The organism is Streptomyces sp. NBC_01006, assembly GCF_045162725.1.
GTDB lineage: Bacteria > Actinomycetota > Actinomycetes > Streptomycetales > Streptomycetaceae > Streptomyces.
The window spans coordinates 5977501-5992071 of sequence record NZ_CP108700.1; the positions used below are offsets into that span (position 1 = coordinate 5977501).

Sequence of the window (14571 nt, forward strand, 5' to 3'; positions counted from 1 at the left end):
AGGAACTCGGCAAAATGCCCCCGTAACTTCGGGAGAAGGGGGGCCATCACTGGTGATCGGATTTACTCCGTGAGCTGGGGGTGGCCGCAGAGACCAGCGAGAAGCGACTGTTTACTAAAAACACAGGTCCGTGCGAAGCCGTAAGGCGATGTATACGGACTGACGCCTGCCCGGTGCTGGAACGTTAAGGGGACCGGTTAGTGCACTTTCGGGTGTGCGAAGCTGAGAACTTAAGCGCCAGTAAACGGCGGTGGTAACTATAACCATCCTAAGGTAGCGAAATTCCTTGTCGGGTAAGTTCCGACCTGCACGAATGGCGTAACGACTTCTCGACTGTCTCAACCATAGGCCCGGTGAAATTGCACTACGAGTAAAGATGCTCGTTTCGCGCAGCAGGACGGAAAGACCCCGGGACCTTTACTACAGTTTGATATTGGTGTTCGGTTCGGCTTGTGTAGGATAGGTGGGAGACTTTGAAACCCCAACGCCAGTTGGGGTGGAGTCGCCGTTGAAATACCACTCTGGTCGTGCTGGATGTCTAACCTCGGTCCGTGATCCGGATCAGGGACAGTGTCTGATGGGTAGTTTAACTGGGGCGGTTGCCTCCCAAAGGGTAACGGAGGCGCCCAAAGGTTCCCTCAGCCTGGTTGGCAATCAGGTGTTGAGTGTAAGTGCACAAGGGAGCTTGACTGTGAGACCGACGGGTCGAGCAGGGACGAAAGTCGGGACTAGTGATCCGGCGGTGGCTTGTGGAAGCGCCGTCGCTCAACGGATAAAAGGTACCCCGGGGATAACAGGCTGATCTTCCCCAAGAGTCCATATCGACGGGATGGTTTGGCACCTCGATGTCGGCTCGTCGCATCCTGGGGCTGGAGTCGGTCCCAAGGGTTGGGCTGTTCGCCCATTAAAGCGGTACGCGAGCTGGGTTTAGAACGTCGTGAGACAGTTCGGTCCCTATCCGCTGTGCGCGTAGGAATATTGAGAAGGGCTGTCCCTAGTACGAGAGGACCGGGACGGACGAACCTCTGGTGTGCCAGTTGTCCTGCCAAGGGCATGGCTGGTTGGCTACGTTCGGGAGGGATAACCGCTGAAAGCATCTAAGCGGGAAGCCTGCTTCAAGATGAGTATTCCCACCTCCTTGAGAGGGTAAGGCTCCCAGTAGACGACTGGGTTGATAGGCCAGATGTGGAAGCCCGGTAACGGGTGGAGCTGACTGGTACTAATAGGCCGAGGGCTTGTCCTCAGTTGCTCGCGTCCACTGTGTTAGTTCTGAAATAACGAACAGCTGTGTTCATGCCAGCGTTCAAATTTCATAGTGTTTCGGTGGTCATAGCGTTAGGGAAACGCCCGGTTACATTCCGAACCCGGAAGCTAAGCCTTTCAGCGCCGATGGTACTGCAGGGGGGACCCTGTGGGAGAGTAGGACGCCGCCGAACAACCCGCCCTTTTAGCTCAGTCGGTAGAGCGTCTCCATGGTAAGGAGAAGGTCAACGGTTCGATTCCGTTAAAGGGCTCCATCGAAGAAGGCCCCCGCCATATGGCGGGGGCCTTCTTTGTTTTTAGCCACATCTTCGGGGCGGGCCGGCAGGCCGGCGGGGCGGCGGGGCGTCGAGAGCTGGACGGGCAGGCCGAATCACGACGGTCTAGGGTGGATGTGAAGGGCACATAAGGTAAGTCCGGCGGCTCCGAGGTGGTCCCACGGGCCGCGGCCTTGGCCCGGGAGGCGTGATGACCGAATCCCCCGACGTGGCGCCGCAACGTACACAGAGCGACCCTGACGACTACCTCAAGCAACTCGGAAGCTCGTGGCACTGGGCACTCGGCTTCGCCCTCGCGACCCTGATCCCCGGCATCCTCATTCTCGTCTGGCCCGACGAGACGCTCCACATCCTGGCCATCATCATCGGTCTGCAGTTCCTGGTGGCAGGCGTCTTCCGCTTCGTCACCGCCTTCTCACACGGAGGCGACGGAGGCGGCAGCCGGCTGGCGGGTGTCCTGATCGCCATGATCGCGATCCTGGCGGGCGTCCTGGTGCTACGGCATCCGATGCAGACGATCGGCGTGCTGTCCCTGATCGTCGGGGTGTTCTGGTTGCTGACCGGAGTACTCAGGGCGTACACGGCGATCGCAGACCGCGCGCTCGTGCACCGGGGCCTGCTCTTCGGCCTGGGCATGCTCGGCGTCGTGGCCGGAATCGTCGTGCTTTGCTTCCCGGTGGACTCCGCCGTCGCCCTGACACGGCTGCTGGGACTCTGGTTCGTCCTGCTGGGCGTCTTCGAACTGGTGATGGCCCTCGCACTGCGCTCTTCCACCCGCCGGGTCATGAAGGCGCCGCCCACGGTGTGAGTCACCGACGGGCTCGGCGGCCTCAATCGCCCGTTCGCTGTTGGGGGACGCGGAAGGCCAGGATGGCCATGTCGTCCGAGGCGGGCTCGGCCGCGAAGCGTTCCACCGCGCGCAGGATGCGGGCGGCGACGGCGCCGGCGGTGAGGCCCGTACAGGTGGTGAGCACCTCGGCGAGGCCGTCGTCGCCCAGCATGCGGGTGCCCTCGCGGCGTTCCGTCACGCCGTCCGTGACGCAGAGCAGCACGTCGCCCGGGTCCAGCGTGAGGGTTTGTTCGTACAGGTCGAGGTCGTCGATCACGCCGAGCAGGGGCTGCGGGTCCGCGGCCGCGGTGACCTGGCCGTCCGGGCGCAGGCGCAGCGGCAGCGGGTGACCGGCGCAGACGACCTTCATCAGGGCGCCGCCGTCCGGCTGGGGGTGGAGTTCCCCGTACAGGAGGGTCAGGAAGCGGCTGCGGGCGCCCTCGTCGAGGATGGCCGCGTTGAGCCGCTCCAGTACGGCCGGGCCGCCCAGCCCCTCGCGGGCCAGCAACCGCAGGGCGTGGCGGGCGAGGCCGGTGACGGCGGCCGCCTCGGGGCCCGTACCGCAGACGTCGCCGATGGCGAAGCCGTACGCGCCGTCGCGGATCGGGAAGACGTCGTAGAAGTCGCCGCCCACCTCGTTGCCCTCGCCGGCCGCGCGGTAGATGACCTCGACCTCCATGCCGGGGATCGCGGGGGAGCCGGGCGGGAGCAGGCTGCGCTGCAGGGAGCGGCTGATCGCGGTGCGCTCGGAGTAGAGGCGGGCGTTGTCCAGGGCGAGGGCGGCCCGGCGGGAGAGGTCCTCGGCGAGTTCGAGGATCTCCTGGCGGAAGTGCTCCTCTGACGGCTTGCCGAGGGTCAGCATGCCGATGACGCGGTTGCGGGCCAGGAGCGGGAGGACGACGGTCTCCCCGCCGACCGCCTGTGCCGTCGCAGGCCAGGGCCGGGCGCCGGCCTCGCGGACCGGTTCGGGCGGGCTGACGTGGGAGAGCAGGGCCTTGAGGCCGTCGATGCGCTCCTCGTCCTCGTGCAGGACGTACGAGAGGTACGGGTCCGAGGACTGGTCGGCGATGGTGTAGACGGCGCACCAGGTGGCCAGGGTCGGGACGGTCATCTGGGCCATGAGGGCCAGGGTCTGGTCCCGGTCGAGGGTGCCTGCGAGCAGGTCGGAGGCCTCGACGAGGAAGGACAGGGAGCCGCGGCGCAGCCGTTCCAGCTCGCCGAGGCGGGCGGATTCGACGGCGAGGGCGATGCGGTCGGCGGCGAACTGGAGGCGGAGGGCTTCGGCGTTGGAGTAGCGGCCGGGGTTCTCGGCGGCGACGCCGAGCGAGCCGGTGAGCCGGCCTTCGACCTTGAGCGGCACGGTGATCACCGAGCGCATGCCGGTGGCCTCCAGGAGCGGGACGGCTCCGGGGACGGCGGCGAGGTCGTCGTGGACGGCGGGCATGCGGGCGGAGCCGTACCGGTTGGTGCCGGCCTCGACGGGGACGCGGGCGAAGCGCTGGCGGGTGGAGGGGAGCCCGGTCGTGGCGCGGACCTCCAGTTCCGTCTCGTCGTCTGTGGCCAGCAGCAGGAAGGCGGCGTCGGCGTCGAGCATGTCGCGGGCGCGTTCGACGGTGCGCTGGAGGAGGCCGTCGAGGTCGTCGGGGGCGGGGGAGCCGATGAAGACCTCGAAGGGGTCCGCGGGGCGGGGATCGGAGAGCTGGAGGCTGTCGGCGGGGGCCACCCGTACGGGGGTCTGGAGCAGGGCCCGCTCGTCGTCGTGGACCAGCAGGCAGACGATGGAGGGCTCACCGTGGGCATCGCGGACCCGCAGGTGGGAGGCGTACACGGGGATGACGCGGCCGTCGGCGCCGCGGATGCCGTAGCTGCCCTCCCAGCGGGACAGGCGCAGGGCCTCGGCGATGCCGGTGCCGGTGCCGGGGGTCTGGGGCCAGGCGGCGAGCTCGGCGAGGGGGCGGCCGAGGACCTTCTCGGCGGCGTAGCCGAAGACGTGCTCGGCGTCGTCGTTCCAGGCGGAGATCGAGTCGGCGGCGTCGATCTGGAGGACGGCGACGCGGACCCGGCTGTCGGCGAGGGGCAGCAGGCGGTCCGGGACGACGGGGCCGGCGGATCGGGTACCGACCGGCCGGTCCGGGAGGTCGAGGCGGAACCACACGTGCTTGTGGGTCGCCGTGTACTCGACGCCCCAGCGGGTGGCGAGGGCGGCGCAGAGCATCAGCCCGCGGCCGTTCTCCCGGTCGGGGTCGGCGTACGGGCGCTCGCCGGGGTGCTGGAGCGGGAGCTCGCGTTCGGGGTACCGGTCGGCGATCTCGACCCGTACCCCGTCCCCGGAGCGCAGGCACAGGACCTCGGCCTTGGTGCCGGCGTGGACCACGGCGTTGGTGACGAGCTCGCTGGTGAGCACCACGGCGTCGTCGACGATGTCCGCGAAGCCCCAGCCCTGCAGGGTGTCGCGGACGAACGCCCGGGCCGCGGCGACCGAGCGCCCGAGGGGGTCGAAGCTGGCAGCCGCCCGAGCCGTGATCACGAATCTCCTTCGACGCGGTTGGACATCGGGTGCCAGGTTACTTACCTTCGCGGTCGGCATGGTGCCGTCGTCCGGGATTCCACCCGCAGGGTGCGGCCGGTGTGCGATGGTGCCGGAGTGTTATGGCCGGGTTCGGCCAGGGTGAAACACTGGGCAGGATCGGATAGCCGGGCGTGCGACTCGCCGGGTGTCGGTGGAACAGCGGTCGACCCTTTCGGGAGGGACACGGTGGAGTCTGGCGCAGCGGTGCGGCGTACGGGAACGCGCCCGAAGGGCGGGAGGTCCCGTCGGGGCGGCACGACGGAAGTCGATACCGCGGCCCTGAACCGGCTGCTCACGGCCCTGGTGTCGATGCGGGACGGGAACTTCCGCAAGCGGCTGACGGTGTCCGGCGACGGCGTGATGGCGGAGATCGCCGCCGTCTACAACGAGGTCGCCGACCGCAACCTCCATCTGACGGGAGAGCTCTCCCGGGTGCGGCGGATGGTGGGCCGCGAGGGCAAGCTCAGCGAACGGCTGGAAACAGGCGCCTGTGAGGGCTCCTGGGCGGCCGCGATCGACGCCTCGAACCAGCTGGTGGACGATCTTGCGCGGCCGGTGTCCGAGGTGGGCCGGGTGCTGTCGGCGGTCGCCGAGGGTGATCTGGACCAGCGGATGGACCTGCGGACGCAGAGCCCGGACGGGGCCGGGCATCCGCTGCGCGGTGAGTTCCTGAAGGTCGGGCGTACGGTCAACAACCTGGTCGACCAGCTGTCCGCGTTCACCGACGAGGTGACGCGGGTCGCGCTGGAGGTGGGTACCGAGGGCAAGCTCGGCGGTCAGGCCCAGGTCCGCGGAATGTCGGGTTCTTGGAAGGATCTGACCGACTCCGTCAACACGATGGCGTACCGGCTCACCGCTCAGGTGCGTGATATCGCTCTCGTCACGACGGCGGTGGCGAAGGGCGATCTGTCGCGCAAGGTCACGGTGCACGTGGCCGGCGAGATGCTCCAGCTGAAGAACACCGTGAACACGATGGTGGACCAGCTGTCGTCGTTCTCCTCCGAGGTGACGCGGGTCGCGCGCGAGGTGGGTACGGAGGGTGAGCTCGGCGGCCAGGCGAAGGTGCCCGGGGTCGCGGGCGTGTGGAAGGACCTGACCGACTCCGTCAACACGATGGCGGGCAACCTGACGGCTCAGGTGCGTGGGATCGCGCAGGTCACGACGGCCGTGGCGAACGGCGACCTGTCGCAGAAGGTACGGGTCAGCGCGCGCGGCGAGGTGGCGCAGCTCGCCGAAACGATCAACCAGATGACCGAGACGCTACGGACCTTCGCGGACGAGGTCACCCGTGTGGCCAGCGAGGTCGGGGCCAAGGGAACGCTCGGCGGCCAGGCGCAGGTGCCGGGGGCGGCGGGCACGTGGAAGGACCTCACCGATTCGGTGAACACGGTCTTCCGCAACCTGACCACGCAGGTGCGGGACATCGCGACAGTGACGACCGCGGTGGCCAACGGCGACCTGTCGCAGAAGGTCACCGTCGATGTGGCCGGCGAGATGCTGGAGCTGAAGAACACCGTCAACACGATGGTGGACCAGCTCCAGTCCTTCGGTGCGGAAGTGACGCGTGTGGCCCGTGAGGTCGGCGTCGAGGGTGAGCTGGGCGGTCAGGCGCAGGTGCCGGGTGCGGCGGGTACGTGGAAGGACCTCACCGATTCGGTGAACACCGCCTTCCGCAACCTCACCGGCCAGGTCCGCAACATCGCGCAGGTGACCACGGCGGTGGCCAACGGCGACCTGTCGCAGAAGGTCACCGTGGACGTCTCCGGCGAGATGCTCCAGCTGAAGAACACCGTGAACACGATGGTGGACCAGCTGTCCTCCTTCGCCGACCAGGTCACGCGGATGGCGCGGGACGTGGGCACGGAGGGCCGCCTCGGCGGCCAGGCGCGGGTGGAGGGGGTCTCGGGCACCTGGAAGGAGCTCACCGACTCCGTCAACTTCATGGCCGGCAACCTGACCTCACAGGTGCGCCAGATCGCGCAGGTGACCACGGCGGTGGCCCGCGGCGACCTCTCCCAGAAGATCGACGTGGACGCGCGCGGCGAGATCCTGGAGCTGAAGAACACCATCAACACGATGGTCGACCAGCTCTCGGCCTTCGCCGAGCAGGTGACGCGGGTGGCCCGGGACGTGGGTACGGAGGGCCGGCTCGGCGGTCAGGCGCAGGTGCCCGGGGTGGCAGGCGTATGGCGCGACCTGACGGACTCGGTGAACGGCATGGCCGGAAACCTGACCTCGCAGGTCCGCAACATCGCGCAGGTGGCGACGGCCGTGGCCCGCGGCGACCTGTCGCAGAAGATCGACGTGGATGCGCGCGGCGAGATCCTGGAGCTGAAGAACACCCTCAACACGATGGTGGACCAGCTCTCGAACTTCGCGGAGCAGGTGACGCGGGTCGCCCGTGAGGTGGGTACCGAGGGCATCCTGGGCGGCCAGGCCGAGGTGAAGGGGGTCTCGGGCACTTGGAAGGACCTCACGCAGTCCGTCAACTTCATGGCGAACAACCTGACCTCGCAGGTGCGCAACATCGCCGAGGTGACGACGGCGGTCGCGATGGGCGATCTCTCCAAGAAGATCACCGTCGATGCGAAGGGCGAGATCCTCGAACTCGTCACCACCGTCAACACGATGGTGGACCAGCTGTCCTCGTTCGCGGAGCAGGTGACGCGGGTCGCTCGCGAGGTGGGCACCGAGGGCATCCTCGGCGGCCAGGCGCGGGTGCGCGGGGTGACCGGCATCTGGAAGGACCTCAGCGACAACGTCAACCTGATGGCCAACAACCTGACCTCGCAGGTGCGCAACATCTCGCAGGTCTCGGCGGCGGTCGCCAACGGTGATCTGACGAAGACGGTCACGGTCGAGGCGCGCGGCGAGGTCGCGCAGCTCGCCGACACCGTCAACACGATGGTGAAGACCCTGTCCTCGTTCGCGGACGAGGTCACGCGCGTGGCCCGCGAGGTGGGTACGGAGGGCCGCCTGGGCGGCCAGGCGCACGTGCCGGGTGTGTCGGGTACGTGGAAGGACCTCACCGATTCGGTGAACTTCATGGCCTCCAACCTCACCGGCCAGGTGCGGCAGATCGCCATGGTCACGACCGCCATCGCCAAGGGCGACATGACCAAGAAGATCGACATCGACGCCCGGGGCGAGATCCTGGAGCTGAAGACGACGATCAACACGATGGTCGACCAGCTGTCCTCGTTCGCCGACCAGGTCACGCGCGTGGCCCGCGAGGTGGGCACCGAGGGCATCCTGGGCGGACAGGCGCGGGTCCGGGACGTGGACGGCACCTGGCGCGACCTCACGGAGTCCGTGAACGAGATGGCCGGGAACCTGACCCGGCAGGTGCGCGCGATCGCGGCGGTGGCCACCGCGGTGACCCGCGGGGACCTCAACCTGAAGATCGACGTGGACGCGGCGGGCGAGATCCAGGTCCTCCAGGACAACATCAACACGATGATCGCGAACCTGCGCGACACCACCTTGGCCAACAAGGAGCAGGACTGGCTGAAGGGCAACCTCGCCCGGATCTCCGCCCTGATGCAGGGTCGCCGCGAACTGGACGACGTGGCCTCGCTGATCATGAGCGAGCTGACCCCGGTGGTCTCGGCGCAGCACGGGGCGTTCTTCCTGGCGCTGCCCTCGGGCGGCACCACCGAGATCGGGACCGACGGCGGTCCCGACGGTTCGTACGAGCTGCGGATGCGCGGGAGTTACGCGTACGCGGGCGGGGCGGTGCCCACGTCCTTCCGGCCGGGGGAGGGGCTGATCGGGACCGTCGCCGCGGAGAAGCGGACGATCCTCGTCGAGAACACCCCGCCCGGCTACCTGAAGATCTCCTCGGGGCTCGGGGAGGCGCCGCCGGCCCATGTGATCGTGCTGCCGGTGCTGTTCGAGGGGAAGGTGCTCGGCGTCATCGAGCTGGCGTCCTTCCAGCCCTTCACGCAGATCCAGAAGGACTTCCTGAGCCAGATCGCCGAGATGATCGGTACGAGCGTCAACACGATCAGCGTCAACTCCAAGACGGAGATGCTGCTCAAGCAGTCGCAGGAGATGACCGAGCAGCTGCGCGAGCGCTCCGACGAGCTGGAGAACCGGCAGAAGGCGCTGCAGGCCGCCAATGCCGAGCTGGAGGAGAAGGCGGAGCTGCTGGCCCAGCAGAACCGGGACATCGAGGTGAAGAACACCGAGATCGAGGAGGCCCGGCAGGTCCTGGAGGAGCGCGCCGAGCAGCTCGCTGTCTCGATGCGCTACAAGTCCGAGTTCCTGGCGAACATGTCGCACGAGCTGCGCACGCCGCTCAACTCCCTGCTGATCCTGGCCAAGCTGCTGGCCGACAACGCGGACGAGAACCTGTCGCCGAAGCAGGTGGAGTTCGCGGAGACCATCCACGGGGCGGGCTCGGACCTGCTCCAGCTGATCAACGACATCCTGGACCTGTCGAAGGTCGAGGCCGGGAAGATGGACGTCTCGCCGACCCGGATCGCGCTCGTGCAGTTGGTGGACTACGTGGAGGCCACCTTCCGGCCGCTGACGGCGGAGAAGGGCCTGGACTTCTCGGTACGGGTCTCCCCGGAGCTGCCCGCGACCCTGCACACGGACGAGCAGCGGCTGCTGCAGGTGCTGCGCAACCTGCTGTCGAACGCGGTGAAGTTCACGGACACCGGCGCGGTGGAGCTGGTGATCCGGCCCGCCGGGGCGGACGTGCCGGCGGCGATCCGCGAGCAGCTGCTGGAGGCCGGTTCGCTGCTGGAGGCGGACGCGGACCTGATCGCCTTCTCGGTGACGGACACCGGGATCGGGATCGCGGCGAGCAAGATGCTGGTGATCTTCGAGGCGTTCAAGCAGGCCGACGGGACGACCAGCAGGAAGTACGGCGGCACGGGGCTCGGGCTGTCCATCAGCCGGGAGATCGCCCGGCTGCTGGGCGGGGAGATCCACGCGGCGAGCGAGCCCGGCCGCGGGTCCACGTTCACGCTCTACCTGCCGCTGCACCCGGGCGAGCTGCCCCCGCAGGGGTACGCGCCGCCCACGCCGGGCGGCGCACGCGGCGAGGTGTACCGCAGGCAGGTCGACGCGGCGCGGCCCGCGTTGCAGGCGACCCCGGCGGCGCCCGTCCCCGCGGCGCAGCCGCAGCACGTGCGGCCGGCGCTGCCGGCGGCCGAGCCGGCCGGTCAGGGGCAGGGCGGCGCCGCGCTGTTCCGGCGGAGGCGCAAGGCGCTGAGCGACCTGGAGCCGCGCACGGCGGTGCCGGGGCAGCCGAACGTGCAGGGGACCGAGGGCGGTTGGGTCAACCCGGAGGAGGAACTTCCGGTGGTGCCCCGGTCGTACGACTTCCACGGCGAGAAGGTGCTCATCGTCGACGACGACGTCCGCAACGTGTTCGCGCTGACCAGCGTGCTGGAGCAGCACGGACTGGCGGTGCTGTACGCGGAGAACGGCCGGGAGGGCATCGAAGTCCTGGAGCAGCACGACGATGTGACGGTCGTACTGATGGACATCATGATGCCCGAGATGGACGGGTACGCGACGACCTCGGCGATCCGGCGGATGCCGCAGTTCGCCGGGCTGCCGATCATCGCGCTGACGGCGAAGGCGATGAAGGGGGACCGGGAGAAGGCGATCGACTCCGGTGCTTCCGACTATGTCACCAAGCCGGTCGACCCGGACTATCTGCTGTCGGTGATGGAGCAGTGGATGCGCGGCAAGTGATCGACTGCCGAGCACTCTGATACCAATTGCTGACTGACTGTGGCGAAAACGGTGTGAAAGGGCGGGAGGCGGGGAACCTTCTGCTCCCCCACACCGTTTCTGCTTCGTGCACAGTGACATCTTGGTGACAGGGTGTGGCGATCTCGGGACTGGGGCTACGATGACCGGCACAAGGACGGACGGCGCAAGGATGCCGTCCTCTTCTGGGGCGGGGCCCGGCGTACAGGCCGGTGCCCGGAGCCGGGGAGGCCCCGTGCCGGGGCGAGGAGGACAGGGCATGGTGCAGAAGGCCAAGATCCTCCTGGTCGACGACCGGCCGGAGAATCTGCTGGCGCTGGAGGCCATCCTCTCCGCGCTCGATCAGACACTGGTCCGGGCGTCGTCGGGGGAGGAAGCGCTCAAGGCGCTGCTGACGGACGATTTCGCGGTCATCCTGCTGGATGTGCAGATGCCCGGGATGGACGGATTCGAGACCGCCGCGCACATCAAGCGGCGTGAACGGACCAGGGACATCCCGATCATCTTCCTCACCGCGATCAACCACGGTCCGCACCACACGTTCCGCGGCTACGCCGCAGGCGCGGTGGACTACATCTCCAAGCCCTTCGACCCGTGGGTGCTGCGGGCCAAGGTCTCGGTGTTCGTGGAGCTGTACACGAAGAACTGCCAGCTGCGGGAGCAGGCGGCGCTGCTGCGGCTCCAGCTGGAGGGCGGCGGCTCCAACGGCGAGGGCAGCAAGGAGACGGCCGGCCTGCTGGCCGAGCTCTCCGCGCGGCTCGCGGCGGTCGAGGAGCAGGCGGAGGCGCTGACCAAGCAGCTCGGCGAGGAATCGGCCGACGCGGCGGTCGTGGCGACCGCGGCCCATCTGGAGCGCAAGCTCACCGGACTGCGGCGGGCGCTCGACGCCTTGGAGCCCGGGACCGGCGGCGGAACGCCGGTGCTGCCCGCGCAGAACTGAGCCCGTCGAGGGGTCGGCTGCCGGGCCGTTCGGGCAGGTCCCGGATCTGGCGGTGCGTCAAAGCGCTGACACGGGGCGCGACACGAACGGGTGAAGGGGTGGGCACGCGTGTCCACCGGCGCGCGCACCGGTAACCTCGGCCCCATGGCCTCACGTACGTCCGGCAAGGGTTCCCAGAGCGCAGCGGGCACCGCGAAGGGCCGCACCGGCCGGACGACGGCGCCGGCGAAGAAGGCGGCCCCCGCGCGCGGGTCCGCGGCGAAGAAGACCGCGGCGCCCCGGCGCGCCCCCGCCAAGAAGCCTGCGCCCAAGCCCGCGCCGTCCCCCACCGGGGGCGTGGTGCGGTTGGTGCGCGCCGTGTGGCTGGGCTGTGCACACGCGGTCGGCGCGGTCTTCCGCGGGGTCGGCCAGGGGGCCAAGAACCTCGACCCCGCCCACCGCAAGGACGGCGTCGCGCTGCTGCTGCTCGCCCTCGCGCTGATCGTCGCCGCCGGAACCTGGTCGAACCTGAGCGGTCCCGTCGGGGATCTGGTCACGATGCTGGTCACCGGTGCCTTCGGGCGACTGGATCTGCTCGTGCCGATCCTGCTGGGCGTCATGGCGGTACGTTTCATCCGCCATCCCGAGCAGCCCGACGCCAACGGCCGGATCGGCGTCGGCCTCTCCGCCCTCGTCATCGGAGTCCTCGGCCTCGTGCACATCGCCTGCGGGGCACCCGGCCGCGACGAGGGCACCACCGCCATGCAGAACGCGGGCGGGCTGATCGGCTGGGGCGCCTCGAAGCCGCTGATCTTCACCATGGGCGCGCCGCTGGCCGTGCCGATGCTGGTGCTGCTCACGATCTTCGGACTGCTCGTGGTGACCGCGACCCCGGTGAACGCGATCCCGCAGCGGCTGCGGCGGCTCGGGATCCGGCTGGGGATCATTGCTCCGAACGAGTACGACGAGGGGTACGGGGAGGGCGGCGCCCCCGCCGACCGGCACGACCCCGAGCAGTGGCGGGCCCGGTCGGGGGCCGCCGGCGCGGGCGCTCCCGCGGATTCCGCCGATCCCGCCGACGCCGCCGAGGAGCAGGCGCTCGCCCGGCGGCGGCGCCCGCGCCGGACCCCGGCCCGGCCGGCCGCCGAGCGGGAGATGGACGCCGTCGACGTGGCCGCGGCGGCCGCCGCCGCGCTGGACGGGGTGGTCTACGGCGGAATGCCGCCCTCCCCGCTGGTGGCCGACCTGACGCACGGCATCTCGGCGGAGCGCGGGGGAGCGGAGATCACCGCTCCGGTGCCGCCCGCGCGGGTGGAGCGGCCCAAGGCCGCCGCGCCGGACCCGGGCGCGGAGCCGGCCGAGCCGCCGCACGACACCACCGCCGCGGCTTCCGGGACCCTGTCCGTGCCGGACCTCACCAAAGCCCCTCCGCAGACCCAGCCGCTGCCGCCCCGCGCCGAGCAGCTCCAGCTGCGCGGGGACATCACGTACGCCCTTCCCTCGCTCGATCTGCTGGAGAAGGGCGGGCCGGGCAAGACCCGCAGCGCCGCCAACGACGCGGTCGTGGCCTCGCTGCGCAACGTGTTCACCGAGTTCAAGGTCGACGCGGACGTCACCGGCTTCACCCGGGGGCCGACGGTCACCCGGTACGAGGTCACGCTGGGCGCGGCGGTCAAGGTCGAGCGGATCACCGCGCTGACCAAGAACATCGCGTACGCGGTGGCCTCGCCGGACGTCCGGATCATCAGCCCGATCCCGGGCAAGTCGGCCGTCGGCATCGAGATCCCGAACACCGACCGCGAGATGGTCAACCTGGGCGACGTACTGCGGCTGGCGGACGCGGCCGAGGACGACCATCCGATGCTCGTGGCGCTCGGCAAGGACGTCGAGGGCGGCTACGTCATGGCCAACCTCGCGAAGATGCCGCACGTGCTCGTCGCCGGCGCCACGGGCTCCGGAAAGTCCTCCTGCATCAACTGCCTCATCACCTCGGTGATGGTGCGGGCGACCCCGGAGGACGTCCGGATGGTGCTCGTGGACCCCAAGCGCGTCGAGCTGACGGCGTACGAGGGCATCCCGCACCTGATCACGCCGATCATCACCAACCCCAAGCGGGCCGCCGAGGCGCTCCAGTGGGTCGTGCGCGAGATGGACCTGCGCTACGACGACCTGGCGGCCTTCGGGTACCGGCACATCGACGACTTCAACAAGGCGATCCGCGACGGCAAGATCAAACTGCCGCCGGGCAGCGAGCGGGAGCTCAGCCCGTACCCGTACCTGCTGGTGATCGTCGACGAGCTCGCCGATCTGATGATGGTGGCCCCGCGCGACGTCGAGGACTCGATCGTCCGCATCACCCAGCTGGCCCGCGCGGCCGGCATCCACCTGGTGCTCGCCACGCAGCGGCCCTCCGTGGACGTGGTCACCGGCCTGATCAAGGCGAACGTGCCCTCGCGGCTCGCCTTCGCCACCTCCTCGCTCGCCGACAGCCGGGTCATTCTCGACCAGCCGGGCGCCGAGAAGCTGATCGGCAAGGGCGACGGGCTGTTCCTGCCGATGGGCGCGAACAAACCGGTCCGCCTCCAGGGCGCCTTCGTCACCGAGGACGAGATCGCCGGGATCGTGCAGCACTGCAAGGACCAGATGGCGCCCGTCTTCCGGGACGACGTCACGGTCGGGCAGAAGCAGAAGAAGGAGATCGACGAGGAGATCGGCGACGATCTGGACCTGCTGTGCCAGGCGGCCGAACTGGTGGTCTCCACCCAGTTCGGGTCGACCTCGATGCTCCAGCGCAAGCTGCGGGTGGGCTTCGCCAAGGCCGGCCGGCTCATGGACCTGATGGAGTCGCGGGGGATCGTCGGCCCGAGCGAGGGTTCGAAGGCGCGCGACGTGCTGGTCAAGGCCGACGAGCTGGACGGGGTCCTGGCCGTCATCCGGGGAGAGACCCAACCGTGATTCATGGGCGGGCAACCGTTTCCCCTGGGCC

Annotated in this window: 5 protein-coding genes, 1 tRNA gene and 2 rRNA genes (1 of these 8 only partly in view); 7 read left to right on the forward strand and 1 reads right to left on the reverse strand. The window is 69.1% G+C overall.

Features of this window, described 5'->3' with window-relative positions:
• The 4 genes from OG509_RS27485 to OG509_RS27500 all read left to right on the forward strand — a co-directional run.
• A 23S ribosomal RNA gene (locus tag OG509_RS27485) occupies nt 1-1243 on the forward strand; it begins 1880 nt to the left of the window's first position.
• A gap of 76 nt (nt 1244-1319) precedes the next feature.
• A 5S ribosomal RNA gene (rrf, locus tag OG509_RS27490) occupies nt 1320-1436 on the forward strand.
• A gap of 5 nt (nt 1437-1441) precedes the next feature.
• Nucleotides 1442-1517, forward strand: a tRNA-Thr gene (locus OG509_RS27495).
• 211 nt (nt 1518-1728) lie between these two features.
• Nucleotides 1729-2346, forward strand: a complete 618-nt coding sequence (locus OG509_RS27500) for an HdeD family acid-resistance protein (RefSeq protein WP_406185188.1) — start codon at nt 1729-1731, stop codon at nt 2344-2346.
• A gap of 22 nt (nt 2347-2368) precedes the next feature.
• Here the strand turns inward: OG509_RS27500 and OG509_RS27505 are convergent, their stop codons facing one another.
• Nucleotides 2369-4954: a SpoIIE family protein phosphatase gene (locus OG509_RS27505; protein ID WP_406185189.1), complete on the reverse strand. Its 2586-nt coding sequence runs from the start codon at nt 4952-4954 to the stop codon at nt 2369-2371.
• A gap of 168 nt (nt 4955-5122) precedes the next feature.
• On the opposite strand from OG509_RS27505, the gene OG509_RS27510 reads away from it, so the two are divergent.
• The 3 genes from OG509_RS27510 to OG509_RS27520 all read left to right on the forward strand — a co-directional run bounded on the left by OG509_RS27510 (nt 5123) and on the right by OG509_RS27520 (nt 14540).
• Nucleotides 5123-10648 (forward strand): HAMP domain-containing protein, encoded by a 5526-nt coding sequence (locus OG509_RS27510; RefSeq protein WP_406185190.1) that lies wholly within the window; start codon nt 5123-5125, stop codon nt 10646-10648.
• A 277-nt stretch (nt 10649-10925) separates the two neighbouring features.
• Entirely contained in the window at nt 10926-11606 is a 681-nt protein-coding gene (locus tag OG509_RS27515; RefSeq protein ID WP_406185191.1) for a two-component system response regulator, read from the forward strand.
• A gap of 144 nt (nt 11607-11750) precedes the next feature.
• Nucleotides 11751-14540 carry a DNA translocase FtsK gene (locus OG509_RS27520; RefSeq protein WP_406185192.1) on the forward strand — a complete coding sequence of 930 codons (2790 nt, stop codon included), beginning with the start codon at nt 11751-11753 and terminating at the stop codon, nt 14538-14540.
• Nucleotides 14541-14571: the final 31 nt, after the last annotated feature.